The following is a 14,901-nucleotide window of genomic DNA, read 5'->3' on the forward strand; positions in this document are numbered from 1 at the left end:
TTGCCCTCGGGGAGGAGGACGGTGAGGCCGGCCACGGCGATGGGGAGGTCGGACTCGATGAGGATGCTGCCCCGGTAGTCCTGGGGACGTTCGGGCGGCAGGAGGAAGACCTTGCCGCGAATGAGCAGTTCGAAGAGCAGATTGCTGATGCGCTCTCCCGGCTGGAGTTCGATTTCGTTGATATCGACGGTGTTCCCTTCAGCGTCGAGAGCCGTGACGGTGACCAGGCTGGATTGAAGAAGGTCGGGATTGACCAGGGAGAAAGCGCTCTCGCGGTTGGGGTTGATGACGCCTTCGGCCACCCAGCGACGAACTGGACGCACCGGCGGCACCTGCACGGTGGTCTGGATGTCCTGCGAAGGCAGGGAGGTCGCCAAAGCCCCGCAGCCAGTGTCGGTACGCGTGGTGAAGATGACCTCGCTGGAGGCGGACAAAGCGTCCGCCGCCCGCAGACGAGCCCAGCCCGAAACGGGCACGACTCCTCCCGTCAGGTCGAGCCCACGCAGATGTTGACCGGCCACCGGCTGCCGCAGCAAGTCCTCCTGGCCGGGGCCGGGGCAGTAGAGATCGGTCGGGTCTATCGGGTGCCCCTCTGAGTCGAAGACCTCGAGGATGAAGGGGGCATCGGCGGTGCCCACCGCGTTGAGCAGCGTTATATGGGTGCTGAAAGAGCCGGTAGAGCCTGGCTGTGCCTCCAGGATGGGGAAAACGTATTCCGGCAGGTCGGGCGTCTCCGGCGGTTGCACTTCACCCCGCTCAACCACCGTCAAGTGCTCGAGATTGAATGGAACCGACACCACCGGCACCGAGACTTCGAACTCTTCGTCGATGTGTCCCAGAAAGAGGACCTGGTTGGCCGGAGGAGAGATTCCCAGGGCCAAGAAACGCCTCGTTGCGGGCAGGCGAGCCAAGTCCCTCACCCGGTAGGAGAGGGGGAAGGAGATCTGCCGCTGAGCGGTCTGCAGGCTGAGTTGGCCCAGCACGATGTCGCCGAACTCCTCCAAGACCGCCGAGGCCTGGTCGCCCAACACCTCTCCTGAGAGGGCGACGGCGAAGGTGGGAGCCCGGGCAAGGAGATCGAGTGTCCGGCGGTCATAGACCTCGAAGACCCGGTCCTGGGCGGGCAAACCGGGAAGCGAACTGTCGATCAACAAAGTGCTGATGACGCCGATGCGGTCCGCGGTGAGGAGAAAATCACTGGGGGTGTTGAACTGCGTCCCATTGGCTACCTGTTGCATCGCAGGAAGAACGGGCGACAACAACTCTCCCCGGCCGGTCTCTGGATCGAGGCGGGTCAGGTGATAGACATCCTCCTCCAGACAAAGCGAGTACAAAGCTCCATCTTCGTGATGAAGACCGTAGCAGAACCCGAAGCCCGTCTCTCCTACAAGTGTCGGAGCGCCGGTCTGAAAATCCACCGTATGGAGGCTGGTGACCGGGTCAGGATCCGGAGGCGTCCGGCTCAAAGCGAAGATCGTCATCCTCTCCTCCTGAGCCAAGACCACTACGGGAAAACACACGAGACAGAGAAGCCATACCTTGCGTATCATCGGACACCTCCTCAATCGATACGACGTACATCGATGCGTATTTTTACACACAAATACGGATGGCACAAGGCAAAAAAAATGGGGAGTAGGTGCCGTGCCTACTCCCCTGCTCGCTAGAGATGTCCTAATAGGTAGGATTGCATATTTAGACGGGAAGCTTGGCTGAGGGGTTCAGAAAAAAATTCCGCGGCCGCTGACCGGCGCCTGGTCTAGAATTGCACCCAACCTTTTCACGCTGTGCTGGGTCTGATGATGTCGGACGAACGAGAGTTGAAGGATTTGAGTGATCACGAACTGATCCTGAGGGCCCAGAGGGGCGATCGTCAGGCCTTTGAAGGCTTGGTGCAGCGCTATGACCGTAAAGTGCTAGCCATCGCCCTCTCTTTTACCCGCAATTCCGAGGACGCCAAAGACATCTATCAGGAGGTCTTCATGCGCGTCCACCGGGCTCTGCCCGACTTTCAGTTCCGGGCCAAGTTTTCGACTTGGCTGCATCGGGTGACGACCAACGTCTGCCTGACCCATACCTCGCGCAGCAAGGCGCACCTTTACGATTCGCTGGACGAGGGACGGTCCGGGCCGGACTCGCCCACCCTGGGCGACTCCTTGGAGTCGTCTGAAAGGACGGAAGAGCGCCTCTTCCGCAGCGAGATTTCGGAACAGGTGCGCAACGCCATGCATCGCCTGTCGCCCCAGCAGCGCATGGTCTTCACGCTGCGCCACATGCGCGGCCATAAGTTGCGCGAGATTGCCGACATTATGAATTGCGCCGAAGGGACGGTGAAGAAATACCTCTTCACCGCCAATCAGCGTCTGCGCGACGAGCTGCGTCCCCTCTACAGCGACGTCAAGCAGTGAAGAGATTTGAGATAACGAGGCCGATATGAAGTCGAAGATTCGAGAAATGATGGTGCTTTCCCTCTACGGAGAGCTGGGTGATGCCGAGGAATTCCTCTTGCAGGAGCATCTCCGGAGCAATCCCTCTCTGCGCTCGGAAATGGAGGAACTGAAGCGTCTCCACGACCTGATGGCCGAGGACGAATGGGGCGAGCCTTCCGATGAACTGCTTTATCAAGCCCGCTCGCGCCTTTTCCGCGCCCTTGAGGAGCGCGAGGCGCAGGATGCGGCCGAGCGAGCCCTGCCGGCCGGTCTTTCGGCGGCGGGTCCGCGCGCCGAGGAAGCCCGGCTGGGAGCCATCGTACGTTTCTACCGCTGGCTCTTCGGACCTGAGGCCGGGATGGGATGGGCGGCGGCTTGCGGAGCCGCAGCCATGCTGCTGCTGGGGCTGGGGATGGGGTACTTCCTCTTCCAAACGCCCGCGGCGGGACCCTTTCTCGATGTGCCCGAGGAGGAATCCATCGCCAACGTTCGCTTTCTCGAGTCAGGCGACGACAAGATCGATGTGATCTTTCAGGAAGTCCGTCCGCGCCGCGTCAGCGGATCGCTGCAAGACGCCCGCATTCGCCGCCTGCTGGCCCATGCGGCCGTCAACGACGACAACGACGGGGTCCGTCTGCGGGCGGTGGACGAGTTCTATTCCTACTCAGGCGAAAGCACGGACGATATCGTGCGCCGCACCCTCATCATTTCCCTGCAGACCGACAGCAATGCCGGCGTCCGCCAGAGGGCGCTGGCGGCGCTGCAGAAAATGCCCTTCGACGCCGAAATCAAACAGGCTTATTTGAACGTGTTGCGTTATGATCCCAATCCCGGCATGAGAGTGGCGGTCATCAATGCGCTTGAAAGCGCCCGAAGCGATGAACCCTTCCAGGTCGACGAAGAGATCCTCGACAGCCTGCGTGAAGGGGCTGCCGACCAGAACGACTACGTGCGTCTCCGTTCCCAGGAGTTTCTCCAGAAGGTGAGCGAAAAATGAGAGAGCATCTGCCGGTTTCACACTTGGATCGGAGGCGGTTGGCACCAGTACTGTCCAAGGCGGCTGTGCTGGTCTGTCTCTCGGCAGTCGCCCTACTCGGCGGCTCCGCGGCCGCTGGAACGCTTTCCGAACAAGGCTCGAGCGATACGCGCTCCTTCAAACTGAGTGAGGGAGGACAGGTAGCGGTCTCCATCTCGGCTGGCGAAGTGAGCATTTCGACCTGGAACCGACCCGAGGTGGTGGTGCGCAGCGTAGGACTTCGCATTCAGAGCCTCTCGATTCAGGAGACGCCCAGCGGGGTGAGGATCGGAGATCCGCGCGGAGGCGGCTGGCACGGCGACGCCCGCCTGGAAATCAACGTCCCCCGCCAAAGCGACCTCGACCTGCGCACAAGCTACGGGGACATCAGCCTGCGGGGGAATCTCAAGGGCGCCTTCAGGGCCGTCACTTCAGCCGGAGACATCGAGTTCGAGAACGTGGACGGTTCCTGCGATGTGTCCACCGCGGGCGGCGACATAGAAGGTTCAGACATCACTGGAGACGGCGATTTGCGCACCTCGGGCGGAGAGATCCGAGTGCGCGACGTAGGCGGCACGTTGGAGGCCCGCACCGCCGGCGGCGAGATCCGGGTGGGCAAGGTGGGAGGCAGCCTTCAAGCCCGCACCGCCGGCGGCGACGTGACGGCCGACGAGGTGGGCAAGGACGCCGATCTGAGCACCTCGGGAGGCGACGTGGCGCTGCGTCGGGCCGGAGGCAGCGTCGACCTGCGTACTTCGGGCGGGGACATCGAATTGCGTGAATCCTCGGGACGCGCGCGAGCTACTACTGCCGGAGGCGACATCGTCCTGCGCGGAGTGCGGGAAAACGTACGCGCCCGCACCGCCGGCGGCGACATCGTCGTGGAGCTGGTTGAGCCGTCCGCCGAAGGCTTCAGCGACTTGCGCACCCAGGGCGGCGACGTCGAGATCGCGCTTCCCGCCTCGGCCGCGGTGACCATCGAAGCCACCATCCGCCTGCGGGGATGGGACGATGACGACAGCCACCAGATCCGCTCCGACTTTCCCGCCGCCGACGAGCATCGCAGCAACAGCGAGGTCCGCGCCACCTATGTGCTCAACGGAGGAGGGCAGAGCATCCGCCTGGAGTCCACCGACGGATCGATACGAATCCGCGCCCTCAAGCGCTGAAGCGCCCGAGGGGGCGCAAGGAGCAACGCCCAGGGCCCAACTCCCAAGCGGACGGTGCCTTTGCAACCCTGCAAGTTGGGGGTTGCGGGCTGGCCTTTGCCAACACTGGGAGCCCTACGGTATTTGAGCGGTCAGGATGACGAATTGGGAGGGCTCGCGGGTCCCCTTGAGGCGAGCCTTGAGGGGGCGCAGGTGCCACTTCCAGCCGTAGAAGGGCCGCAGCACGCGCCACTTCAGACCCAGGCTGCGCCCTAACTCGCCAATCCAGTCCCAGGTCAGGAACTCGATGCTGGCCAGTGCGTCGGAAGGCGTTCCGAAGCGCTTTTCGAAGTCGGCATGGCGCCGGGCGGCCATCTGCCGTCCGCTCGCTTCTTTGCGGTAGACGGGCGTCTCCAGCACGATCAGCCGGCCCCCGCCGCGGACCACCCGCAGCGATTCCGAGAGGGTGCGCCGGTAGTCGGTGCTGTAGTGAAGGCTGGCGTTGAAAAGCGCGACGTCGGCGCAGGACTCGGGAAAGGGCAGTCGGTCGAATTCGGCCCGCACGCGGGGCCAGTCAGGACGGTAATGGCGAGCCGCCCCCAGCCCGTCCTCGGGGTCGTCGCTGAGATCGACGGCACAGGGACGCAAGCCCTGCTGAGCCAGCCGGTGACTGAGCCATCCCACTCCCGCCCCCAGGTCGAGAATGCGCGAGCCGGGTTGCAGCCTCGGCAGGACCCGGCGGCGCAGGGTGCGGTAGGTGGCGCGGCGTATCTTCCATTGCCAGGCCATGGGGTGGTCGGGAGGACACTCCGGCAGTCCCAGGTAATAGTCAGGCGAATCGCTGCCCCGTCCTTCGGCCTTGCGGATGCGGGTGTAGTCGCGCAGGAAGGACCGGTAGTGGTCCTCGCGTCCCGCCGCCAATGCCTGCCAGATACCCTGATCGCGATGCAGGCGCGATGCGCAGTCGGAGCACTGAAGTTGACCCTGCGCAGTGTCCGTGGAACCCAGCGGTCGGCGGCATTGAGGACAGGCCAGCGGCCAGTCAAGCCCGCTCATGGCCGCGTCCTTTCCAGCTCCATCAGGTAGTGGTCGGCCAGGTAGGGAAGGGGAAAGAGGGTTTCCAGACGGCGCTCCCAATGCTCCAGCCTCTTCAACAGACCGGGATGGCGTCGGGCCCAGTCCTCACCCATCAAGGGCGGCGGCAGCAGCGCGCCCACGGCGCTCAGCCGGGTCGTGCGGAAGGCGGGACGAAAAGAGCGGCTGAGACGACCCGGAGAGGGATAGCGGATGCGCAGCCCCCTCCACATCACTCCGCCCGGATGGAGGCGGCGGACCGCTTGCGAGGGGCGTCCCTGCAGCGAGAAGCCGATCCAGTCCCAGGCCGCCAGCGGACCCATCACGCACAGCAGCAAGGGCGAGCCGGGACGCAGAAGGCGCGCCAGGGCCCGAGCCGGAGAGCCCCACTCGGGCAGGCAGTTGAGTCCGCCCATGTCGGAAAGAGCTCCGTCAAAGCGCCTTCCCTCCAGCTCATTCTCGGATTCCATGGCAGCCAGGTCGATCCGCTTCACCTCCACCCGATCCTGCACTCCCGCCTCCTCGGCCTTGCGCCGCGTTTTCTCCAGCATGGCAGGCGATGCATCGGTGGCGGTGACGTGCAGGCCCCTGCGGGCCAGGTAGAGGGCGTCTTCTCCTGTCCCGCAGTTGAGTTCCAGCACCCGCATTCCAGGCTTGAAGTGGACGTCCAGCCGCCTCCACACCGCTCGCCGCATGCACATTCCCAGCGTGCTGCGGCTGAAATCCTGATCATAACGAGCAGCTAATTCGTCAAAGGCAGTAGGGGTTTGACCCATCTCATCTCAGGCGACGCTACAGCTATTGTATGAATTTCATTCATGGGGCGGGGCGTCGGTTCGGGGACGGTAGCGTCCCCGGCGGTCGAAACCGCATTCCCAACGTCCCTGGCGCCACTCGCCGTCCCAGAACACGCCTCCCCAGAACACGCCGTCGAGAAAGCGTCCGCTGCGGAAGAATCCTCCCAACATGACTCCCGATTCGAAATCGCCTCCATCCCATTCGCACTCCAGCAAGACGGCTCCCCGATTGACGGTATCGGGACCGAATTTCTCCTTGTGGTAAAAATCGCCCTCCTGCAGGATGCGGGTATCTGGCATGGCTTCTTGTCATCTCCTCAAAAAAATTCCTATCGACCTGAGATAGCCTCTCCCAAAGCGACAGTAAGAGTACAGCACGGACGGGATAGCTGGTGAAAGCCCGCTCAGGAAGGGGCACCCTCCAGAGCCCGTACATGCTCTCTTGTGCCCGCTCTGGACGGCTGCCCAAGCCGTCCAAGCCATAAGGCGGCCTCCCGCGAGGTTCCCCCTTCATTTCGCGGGAGGCGCCTCCCCCCGCGGGATCGCCAATACCATGCCTGGCGATCCCCTTCGTTGCGGTCGAACTCCCAAGTATCCAAGCCCCAAACTCACAAGCTTTGGGACCAGGGGCTTGCAAGTTGGGAGTTGCGCAGCTTGCGCCGTGCCCTGCGGGCTTCTTCGGCCAAATGGGCCGCCTTGACGGGATCGCTTCGACTCAGGCGGAGGGCTTCGACTTCGCTGCGCAAGAGCCGGTCGGCCTGGGCATAGTAGTCAGGCGAATGCTGGGAAGTCACCACGTAGTCCCGGTCGGTCGAGGAGGCCCAATCTTGCGGTTCCTCCACTTCCTGGGCCACTTCCTCGAAGTAGGCCGTGTTCTTGATGGGATAGGAGACGGTAGTCAGATAGATGTCGGGAGCGCACTTCTTGACGTGCTCGACGGTGGCCTCGATGTCTTCCAGAGTCTCGTCCTTATAACCCCACATCAGAAACATGCCCACCTCGATGCCGCGACGTTTGGCGGCTTGAGAGGCCCACTGCACCTGTTCCACCGTGACCCGCCGTTCCATGGCGTCGAGAATGCGCTGCGAGCCGCTTTCCGAGCCGATCCAGATGCGGTAGCAGCCCATCTCGGCCAAAGTTTCCAGCACCTCTTCCTTCATCATGCGGTCGGCCCGGGAAATGGTCTCGAACGGCATGCGCAGTCCACGCCGCTTGAGTTCGCCCGCATAGTCGAAGAGCCACTTGTGATGGATGGTGAAGACGTCGTCGGAGTACCAGACCTGGTCGGGGTCGTAAGCGTCGCGGATGTGCTCGAGTTCATCGGCGCAGTCGAGATAGCTGCGGCGGCGGTGGGTGAAACCGAAGACGGCATGGGAGCACCAGCGGCATTTGTAAGGGCATCCCCGCGCCGTAATCAAGTTGACGCTGCCGCTTCCGTGGTGCTGGCGCCAGACGTCGACATAGCGCTGGGTGTCGATGGCCTCGCGGTCGGGCCAGGGCAGCGAATCGAGATCGGGAACCTGCTCCCGCTCAGGGTTGCGCACGACGCTTCCATCTTCGTCGCGGAAGACCGTCCCGGCCACTCCATGCAGCTTGTTGGGACCGTGTTTATGCAGGGCGGGCAGCAGTTCCGCCATGGTGCGCTCGCCCTCCCCGATGACCACCACGTCGGCCCCGTGTGCAAGATAACGCTCGGGATAGTTGGCCGACTCGGGGCCTCCCAGCACCACCGTCCAGCCCCGCATCTTGGCCTGGGCGGTAATCTTCAGCACCGCGGCCCGGGTCAGCAGATTGGTATAGATGCCTACGACCCCTGCTTCCTGCCGCAGGCGCTGATTGAGGGCCGCCGGAGCCGAGAACGTCGAGTCGAAGATTTCCACCTCGAATCCTTGCCGGCGCAGGTAAGAAGACAGATAGAGCAACCCCAGGGTGGGATAGGGCTTCATGATCTCCCTTTCCTTGGGATCCTCGAAAAGGAAATAGCCGTGAGTGAGGAGAATGTCGCTCATGTCTCAGTTCCAGCGCCGGCTCAAGTCGGGCTTGTCGGGTTGGGCGTAGGTCTTCTCGATGGAGGTGGGGGCTTCGCTGCGGTACTTGAGCTCCATCTGGCCCAGTTCAAACCAGTGGTCGTTGAGGCGGTCGAGGCGTTTGAGCAGGCCGTTGGCGGAAGGTTCCTCTTGCAGCTTCTGGCGTAGTTCCAGATCGCAGTGCAGCAGGCGATGCAGCTTGCGGTAGAAGGGTGTCTGGTAGGAGCCCTGAAACATCATGTCCAGGTCGTTGGAATCCTTCCAATGATCTTTGTCTTCGAGCTGGGCCTTGACCATGTCGTGAAACTTGGTGCCGGGCAGGGGATAGCTGACGCTGATCCCGATATCGTCGGGCAGCAGTTCGCGCACCATGTTGACGGTGGCCATGATGTCCTCGAACGTCTCGCCGGGATAGCCGAACTGGATGAAGAAGCAGGCCTTGATGCCGGCCTCGCCCAATCGCCTGCGGGCGGCCCGGATCTTGTGCAGCTTGCTGCCCTTGTCCATGGCGTCGAGGATCTTCTGGCTGCCGCTCTCGGCGCCCATCCAAACTTCCACGCAGCCGGCCCGCGCCAGTCCGTCCACCGCCTTGCGGGTCATGAGGTCGACCCGCGATTGAATCATGAAGGGGATGGAAGCGTCGCGCTGCTCGACCTCCTGGGCGAATTCGGCCACCCAGCGCGGCTGCAGTCCGAAGATATCGTCGGCGAACCAGATGTGGTCGGGCTGCAGCAGTTCTTTGACCCGGGCCATTTCTTCGGCCACGTTGGCCGGCGAACGCATGGCATAGCGCTGTCCCCAGATAGGCTTGGCGCACCAGTTGCAGTGAAAGGGACAGCCGCGGGTGGAGACCAGGTTGAGGCTGAAGTAGCCGTGAGCCTGCTTCCAGGCCTGGCGGTAGCGTTCGACTTCCAGCAGTTCCCAGGCTGGAAAGGGAAAGCGGTCGGGTTTGCGCTCCGGCTCGGGAAGGGGATTGCGCTGCACCTTATCGGGAGACTCGGTGTCGCCGTGAGCCAGCCCCGGCACCTCGTCGACGGGCTCGTCGCTGCGTCCGCTGAGACGGTCGAGGAGCATGCAGAGGGTGTCGTCGGCTTCACCCATCAGCGCGTAGTCGGCCGCCCCTGCAAGGTAGGCTTCCGGGTGGTCTGTGACGTCCGAGCCCGCGATGACGACCGTGGCGCCCTGAGCGCGGGCTGCACGCCCCATCTCGATCGCGGCCTTGCGGGTCTGCTCCAGACACATTTTGTTGAGAAAGTTGAACTGGTCTTCGTAGATGGCCACGAAACGGGGCCGCAGACGTTGCAGCTTTTCCAGGTATTCTTCGACGCCCCGCGCCAACATGGCGTCGAAGAGAGCCACCTTGTATCCGCGCTCTCTCAGCCGGGCCGCCGCATAAAGCGTCCCCAAAGGCGCATAAGGACGCATCTTCTCCATCTGCTTGGGGTCGTTTCGGATGTAGAAGGCGTGCGCCAAAAGTACTTCGGTCATCTTCTCTCCCCCGCTACCCAGACCGTCCCGCTACGCTTGCCGATTTGTGGGGCAGTATAGACAGGGTCGTTCCAGTCGTCAACAAACAAGGGACGCAATAAACGTTAGCCCAAAAGAGCTTAATCTCGACTATTTTCATCCATTTTACTGCGACGGAACGGTGATCCGTCTCATTTTCACGAGAGGTCGTGAGGCGACGGCGCCAGGTGTGCACCGGGGGGCTTGATCGAAGACTCCTCTATGCCGATTTCGCAATCTACCTCATCATGTACGATATTTTTCTGCCCCATCGTCAGGATGATCTAGTATTCTTTAAAACCTGGACAGTTCGTCTGTACGGCACGAAACCCTTCTTGCATGCGGTCCGGGGAGAGAGAGAAAGGCCGCATGCAGCCTAGAGAAGGATGATCTGTCCTCCCAGGACGGATGATCGCAGGACATTTGGGGAGGCGCTGTGAAAGCAGCAGATCTAAGCGGGTTCATCGAGGAATTGGGCCAGTTGCCCACCCTTCCAGCCGTGGCGGTCCGGCTGATCGAAACGACCAGCGACGAAGACAGCGGGATGGCCGAAATCGCCCGCCTGATCGAAACCGATCACGCCCTCACGGCCAAGCTCCTGAAAGTCGCCAACTCCACCTACTTCAGCCGTTCCGGGGAGGTTTCCACCATCGACCGGGCCGCCTCCCTGCTGGGAAAAGACCTGGTCAGGGGACTGGTGCTGTCGGCGGTGGTCTTCGATTCCATCAAGCCGGATGAAAGCGGCGGATTCGATCTGCGCCAGTTCTGGAACCACTGCGCCGCATGCGCCATCGCCAGCGAAACCTTGGCCCGGCGCTTCAACTTCCAGCGGCCCATGGAGGCTTTCGTAGCCGGGTTGTTGCACGACATGGGCAAGCTGATCCTGGCTCACTGGGATTCCGAAGAGTATTCCAAAGTGGTGCGCCAAGCCCGTCAAGGCAAGGGGCGGCTGCTCGAGAACGAGGAGGCTCACTTCGGTATCGGGCACACGGGCGTCGCCAAGCTGGCCATGGAACGCTGGCGTTTTCCCTCAGACCTGGTGGAGGCGGCCTGGCTGCACCATCAGCCGATTTCCTATTTCGGCGACTCGCCTCAGCGCAACCTGGCTTTCATCGTCAAGGCGGGCAATTCGCTGTGCCGCCTCTTCCGCATCGGGGACTCGGGGGATCCGGGCGAGAACTGGAACCTGGAAAGGCTCTCCATGGTAACGGCCCTGAGCGGCGAAGAACTCAGCCGCATCGCCTCTCAGGTGCTCGACCGTTTCGAGGAAGTGGCCGGCTACTTCGACTGGGACGCAGATCAGACCGAACTCTACTTGCAGGCCGTCCACGGCGCCAACCGGCAATTAAGCGACTTGCAGGTGATGCTGGAAGTGGAGCGCAGGCGACTGGGGCGCAAGGAAAAGGTGCTCTCCGCCATCCACCGTCTCCACCAAGCCCTGGACGAGACCACCAGTCCGGCCCGGGGCGTCTTTCACGTCATCGACTTGCTGGCCGAGTTTCTGCCCCTGCGCCGGGCCCTGGCTTATGTGGCCTTGAAGCGGTCGTCGGGGCTCGAGGGGTGTCTGAAGCGCTCCCGCGGCCAAGCCGCCGCCCGCTTCATGGTTCCCCTGGACGAGGAGGAAAGGGACGAATTCGACCGCCTGACGGCCCGAGCCCAGCTCTCGCTGCTGCAGCGCAAGCTTTCCGAAGGCCGGAGCTCGGAAGAAGAAGATGCGCTTACGGCCATGCTCTTCAGTCCCGACCTGCTGGTTTTCCCTCTGGAGACGCAGCGAGGATCCATCGGCCAGTTGCTGGTGGAGGTCGACTCCAAATCGCCCGACGTGCCCGAGATGGTCGAGGTGGCCCGCCACTACGTCCACGGAGCGGCCCTGGCTCTGCACCGTCTGCTCCTCAACGAGGAATTGCAGGTGCAGGCCGAAGAACTGGCCCAGACGGGACGCAAGGTCGAAGAGACGGAACGCCGGCTTTTTCACACCGAGCGCCTGGCCTCGGTAGGACGCTTGGCGGCGGGAGCGGCCCACGAGATCAACAATCCCCTCACCGTCATCTCCGGACACGCCGAATTGATGCTGCTCACCACCGAGGACGAGAAGCATAAGAAGCGGCTGCAGGAGATCGTGCGCCAGATCGAGCGCATTTCCGAGATCACCGGCGACCTGATGGGGTTGGCGCGGCCCGCCGAGCCGCAGGTCGAGCCGGTGCGGGTGGATTCCATTCTCGATCGCACTCTCGACCTGCTGCGGCAGCGCATGCGCTTGGCCAACATCGAGGTGGTGCGCCACTTCGCCCAGGAGGTCCCGCCGGTGCTGGGCGATTCCAAACAGCTCGAGCAGGTCTTTCTCAACCTCTGCATCAACGCCGTGCAGGCCATGAAAGAGGGCGGCAAACTCACGCTCAGCCTGCGTCGCGGGGAGAATCCCAAAGAGGTGGAGATCGACTTTCAGGACAGCGGTGAAGGCATCGCTCCGCAGGACCTGCCCTCTATCTTCGATCCCTTCTTCACCACCAAGCGGGAAGGCGAGGGAACCGGGTTGGGGCTGGCCATCTGTCTCACCATCATCCGCAACCACGGAGGACGGGTGCTGGTCTCCAGCAAGCCGGGCCAGGGAAGCACCTTCCGGATCGTCCTGCCCAGGGCGGGTGAAACCCCGGTCAGCCAGACCGGCAAGCGGGCCTCCTCGCGCAGCAAAGTCTCTTCTGGGCCGTCCATCGAAGCCAAGCTGCTGGCGGTCGACGACGAATCCGCCATCCGCGAACTTCTGGGACAGGCCTTGAGCGGCGAAAACTGGCACATCGATTTCGCCGAGGACGGCGCACGCGCCCTGCACAAGCTTGAACAGGCCGAGTACGACGCCGTTCTGCTCGACCTGCGCATGCCCAAGAAGGCCGGTCTGGAGGTACTCGAGGTGCTGCGCGAAAGCAGGCCCGAGCTGCCGGTCATCGTCATCAGCGGAGTCGCTCACGAGAACGAGTTCCAGGCCGCCAAAGAGGCGGGCGCCTTCGCCTGCCTGCGCAAACCCTTCCGCATGTCGACCCTTATCGACGTCGTGCAAGAGGCGGTCAAGCAGAAAGACTCGGGCTGAGAAGCGCAGGCGGCTGCAACCTTGGCCGCCGATTTGAATCCCATACAGCACGAAGCGAAAATGAAAGCTAATGGGCCAATAGGCGTCTGAAGAATCAGTAAGACACGCGGTGCGAGCGGCCCGCTCACAGATACAGAACCAGAAAGGGTCTCCACATGATTGGGCAAAGACTCATTTCCAGCTTGACCGTCCTGCTGCTTGTCAGCGCCTCGCCGCTGTTGGCGCAGACCGACGTCGATCCCGGATTCAATCTCTTCTCCCCTCAACAGGATGTGGAAATCGGCCGTAACAGCGCCTCTGAAATCGAAAGACAGCTGCCCCTTCTCGACGACCGAAGGGTGCAGGACTATGTCGACCGCATCGGACAACGGCTGGCCCGCCACGCGCCGGGTCCTGATTTTCCCTACCAGTTCAAGGTCGTCAACGTCTCCGACATCAATGCCTTCGCCCTTCCCGGCGGCTACATGTACGTCAACCGGGGACTGATCGAGGCGGCCCGCAGCGAAGCCGAGCTGGCCGGCGTGATGGCCCACGAGATCTCCCACGTGGCCCTGCGTCACGGCACCAACCAGGCCTCCAAGGCCTATTTGGCCGGCGCCGGATTCTCGTTGTTGGGAGTCTTCCTGGGCGACCGCACCTCGCGCACCACCGAGCAGATCATTCAGTCGGTGGGCGGCTTCGGCCTCAATTCGCTCTTCCTCAAGTTCAGCCGCACGGCCGAGACGCAATCCGACGTGGTGGGCGTCCAGATCCTGGCGGCGGCCGGCTACAACCCCATGGCCATGGCTGACTTCTTCGAGCTGTTGCGCCAGCAGGCGGGACGCGACCGGAGCGGGTTGGAGACCTTTTTCAGTTCTCACCCCGCCCCCGAAGACCGCTCTGAGCGCATTCAGCGCGAGATCGACCTTATCGGCGGCTACCGCAGCCAGCCCAACGTGGGCAGTTTCGAAGCTATTAAGTCACGGCTGGATCGCATGTCGGACGCCCCTTCCATGCAAGACTTGCAGTCGGGCGGAGCAGGCGGTGCCGGAGGCGGCGACAGTCCCCGAGTGGGCGACGTTGAGCCTCCTTCCAGCCGCTGGCGGATCTTCGAGTCCGACAACCGCGCCTACCGCATCGACCATCCGGCCAACTGGCAACCCTATCCCCACCAGGGATTCGGAGTCACCTTCGCTCCTCAGGGAGGCATCGGCCAGGTGCGCGGACGTACCGAAGTCGCCTACGGCGCTATTCTGGAACGCTTTCAGTTCCGCTCCAGGGCTCGGCGGGAGCAGGATCTTCTGGTGGACGGCAGCCAGGCCTACCTGCGGGACATGCTGCAAAACAACAGTCATCTGCGCCAGGTCACGAACTGGAGGCGGGTGCGCCTGGGGCAGCGTCAAGCCCTCAACGTGACGCTGGCCGGACGTTCGCCGGCTACCGGACTCGAGGAGCACGTCGAAGTTTACACCGCGCTTCTCGACAACGACGAGATCGTCTACCTGCTGCAGATCGTGCCTGAAGACGACTTCGGCAGCTACCGCCGCACCTTTCGGCGCATGGCCGGCAGCCTCGAGATCTACTGAGCGGCCTTCGGGCCGAATTCCCAGGACCCAACGCCCAACTCGCAAAGCGGACTTCTGCCTTGTCAGTTCTGAGCCAGGGCCCTACGTTCTTGTCCCTGACACAGGGACAGATTCGCCAGGCCGGGGTCAGCCCCGGCGAGCGCTAGCGAGACGGCGGCGCCACCCTGGGCTTAAGTTTAAGACGGCAAGGGTCCGAACGCTGAAATGCTGGAATAACGCGACAGGGTGGCTCAAAACTTCTGACGCACTGCACCG

General features: G+C 62.8%; 11 protein-coding genes. 5 read left to right on the forward strand and 6 right to left on the reverse strand.

All coding sequences use genetic code 11. The features are described 5' to 3' along the window. A partial coding sequence (locus VLU25_10215) for a hypothetical protein (GenBank protein HSR68305.1) occupies nucleotides 1-1,550 on the reverse strand: 1,550 nt, incomplete at its 3' end. A 279-nt stretch (nucleotides 1,551-1,829) separates the two neighbouring features. Here VLU25_10215 and VLU25_10220 point away from each other — a divergent pair. From VLU25_10220 to VLU25_10230, 3 genes are all read left to right on the forward strand, one after another. Beyond that, nucleotides 1,830-2,408 carry a sigma-70 family RNA polymerase sigma factor gene (locus VLU25_10220; GenBank protein ID HSR68306.1) on the forward strand — a complete coding sequence of 193 codons (579 nt, stop codon included), beginning with the start codon at nucleotides 1,830-1,832 and terminating at the stop codon, nucleotides 2,406-2,408. A gap of 25 nt (nucleotides 2,409-2,433) precedes the next feature. Next, nucleotides 2,434-3,426, forward strand: coding sequence for a HEAT repeat domain-containing protein (locus VLU25_10225; GenBank protein HSR68307.1), 993 nt, complete (start codon nucleotides 2,434-2,436; stop codon nucleotides 3,424-3,426). A gap of 206 nt (nucleotides 3,427-3,632) precedes the next feature. After that, nucleotides 3,633-4,613, forward strand: a complete 981-nt coding sequence (locus VLU25_10230) for a DUF4097 family beta strand repeat-containing protein (protein ID HSR68308.1) — start codon at nucleotides 3,633-3,635, stop codon at nucleotides 4,611-4,613. 114 nt (nucleotides 4,614-4,727) lie between these two features. Here the strand turns inward: VLU25_10230 and VLU25_10235 are convergent, their stop codons facing one another. From VLU25_10235 to VLU25_10255, 5 genes are all read right to left on the reverse strand, one after another. Continuing rightward, nucleotides 4,728-5,648: a class I SAM-dependent methyltransferase gene (locus VLU25_10235; protein ID HSR68309.1), complete on the reverse strand. Its 921-nt coding sequence runs from the start codon at nucleotides 5,646-5,648 to the stop codon at nucleotides 4,728-4,730. Then, nucleotides 5,645-6,442 carry a class I SAM-dependent methyltransferase gene (locus tag VLU25_10240; protein ID HSR68310.1) on the reverse strand — a complete coding sequence of 266 codons (798 nt, stop codon included), beginning with the start codon at nucleotides 6,440-6,442 and terminating at the stop codon, nucleotides 5,645-5,647. Before VLU25_10240 ends, VLU25_10235 begins: the two co-directional genes overlap by 4 nt. Nucleotides 6,443-6,478: 36 nt before the next feature. Beyond that, a complete protein-coding gene (locus tag VLU25_10245; GenBank protein HSR68311.1) occupies nucleotides 6,479-6,763 on the reverse strand; it encodes a hypothetical protein in 285 nt (94 codons plus the stop codon). 308 nt (nucleotides 6,764-7,071) lie between these two features. Next, complete coding sequence (locus VLU25_10250; protein ID HSR68312.1) at nucleotides 7,072-8,472, reverse strand: radical SAM protein; 1,401 nt, start codon at nucleotides 8,470-8,472, stop codon at nucleotides 7,072-7,074. Between the two features lie 3 nt (nucleotides 8,473-8,475). Next, nucleotides 8,476-9,978 carry a radical SAM protein gene (locus VLU25_10255; GenBank protein HSR68313.1) on the reverse strand — a complete coding sequence of 501 codons (1,503 nt, stop codon included), beginning with the start codon at nucleotides 9,976-9,978 and terminating at the stop codon, nucleotides 8,476-8,478. A gap of 454 nt (nucleotides 9,979-10,432) precedes the next feature. Here VLU25_10255 and VLU25_10260 point away from each other — a divergent pair, with 454 nt between their 5' ends. Together VLU25_10260 and VLU25_10265 are read left to right on the forward strand one after the other, a co-directional pair. Further along, entirely contained in the window at nucleotides 10,433-13,081 is a 2,649-nt protein-coding gene (locus tag VLU25_10260; GenBank protein HSR68314.1) for an HDOD domain-containing protein, read from the forward strand. Nucleotides 13,082-13,236: 155 nt separating this feature from the next. Continuing rightward, nucleotides 13,237-14,646 (forward strand): M48 family metallopeptidase, encoded by a 1,410-nt coding sequence (locus VLU25_10265; GenBank protein HSR68315.1) that lies wholly within the window; start codon nucleotides 13,237-13,239, stop codon nucleotides 14,644-14,646. Nucleotides 14,647-14,901 lie beyond the last annotated feature (255 nt).

Source organism: Acidobacteriota bacterium (assembly GCA_035471785.1).
GTDB lineage: Bacteria > Acidobacteriota > UBA6911 > RPQK01 > DATIPO01 > JANQFM01.

Excerpts from the sequence above, each read along its gene's own strand:
- VLU25_10265 (HSR68315.1), top strand. The coding sequence starts at position 13,237 with ATGATTGGGCAAAGACTCATTTCCAGCTTGACCGTCCTGCTGCTTGTC.
- VLU25_10255 (HSR68313.1), bottom strand. The coding sequence starts at position 9,978 with ATGACCGAAGTACTTTTGGCGCACGCCTTCTACATCCGAAACGACCCC.
- VLU25_10225 (HSR68307.1), top strand. The coding sequence starts at position 2,434 with ATGAAGTCGAAGATTCGAGAAATGATGGTGCTTTCCCTCTACGGAGAG.
- VLU25_10250 (HSR68312.1), bottom strand. The coding sequence starts at position 8,472 with ATGAGCGACATTCTCCTCACTCACGGCTATTTCCTTTTCGAGGATCCC.
- VLU25_10245 (HSR68311.1), bottom strand. The coding sequence starts at position 6,763 with ATGCCAGATACCCGCATCCTGCAGGAGGGCGATTTTTACCACAAGGAG.
- VLU25_10235 (HSR68309.1), bottom strand. The coding sequence starts at position 5,648 with ATGAGCGGGCTTGACTGGCCGCTGGCCTGTCCTCAATGCCGCCGACCG.
- VLU25_10240 (HSR68310.1), bottom strand. The coding sequence starts at position 6,442 with ATGGGTCAAACCCCTACTGCCTTTGACGAATTAGCTGCTCGTTATGAT.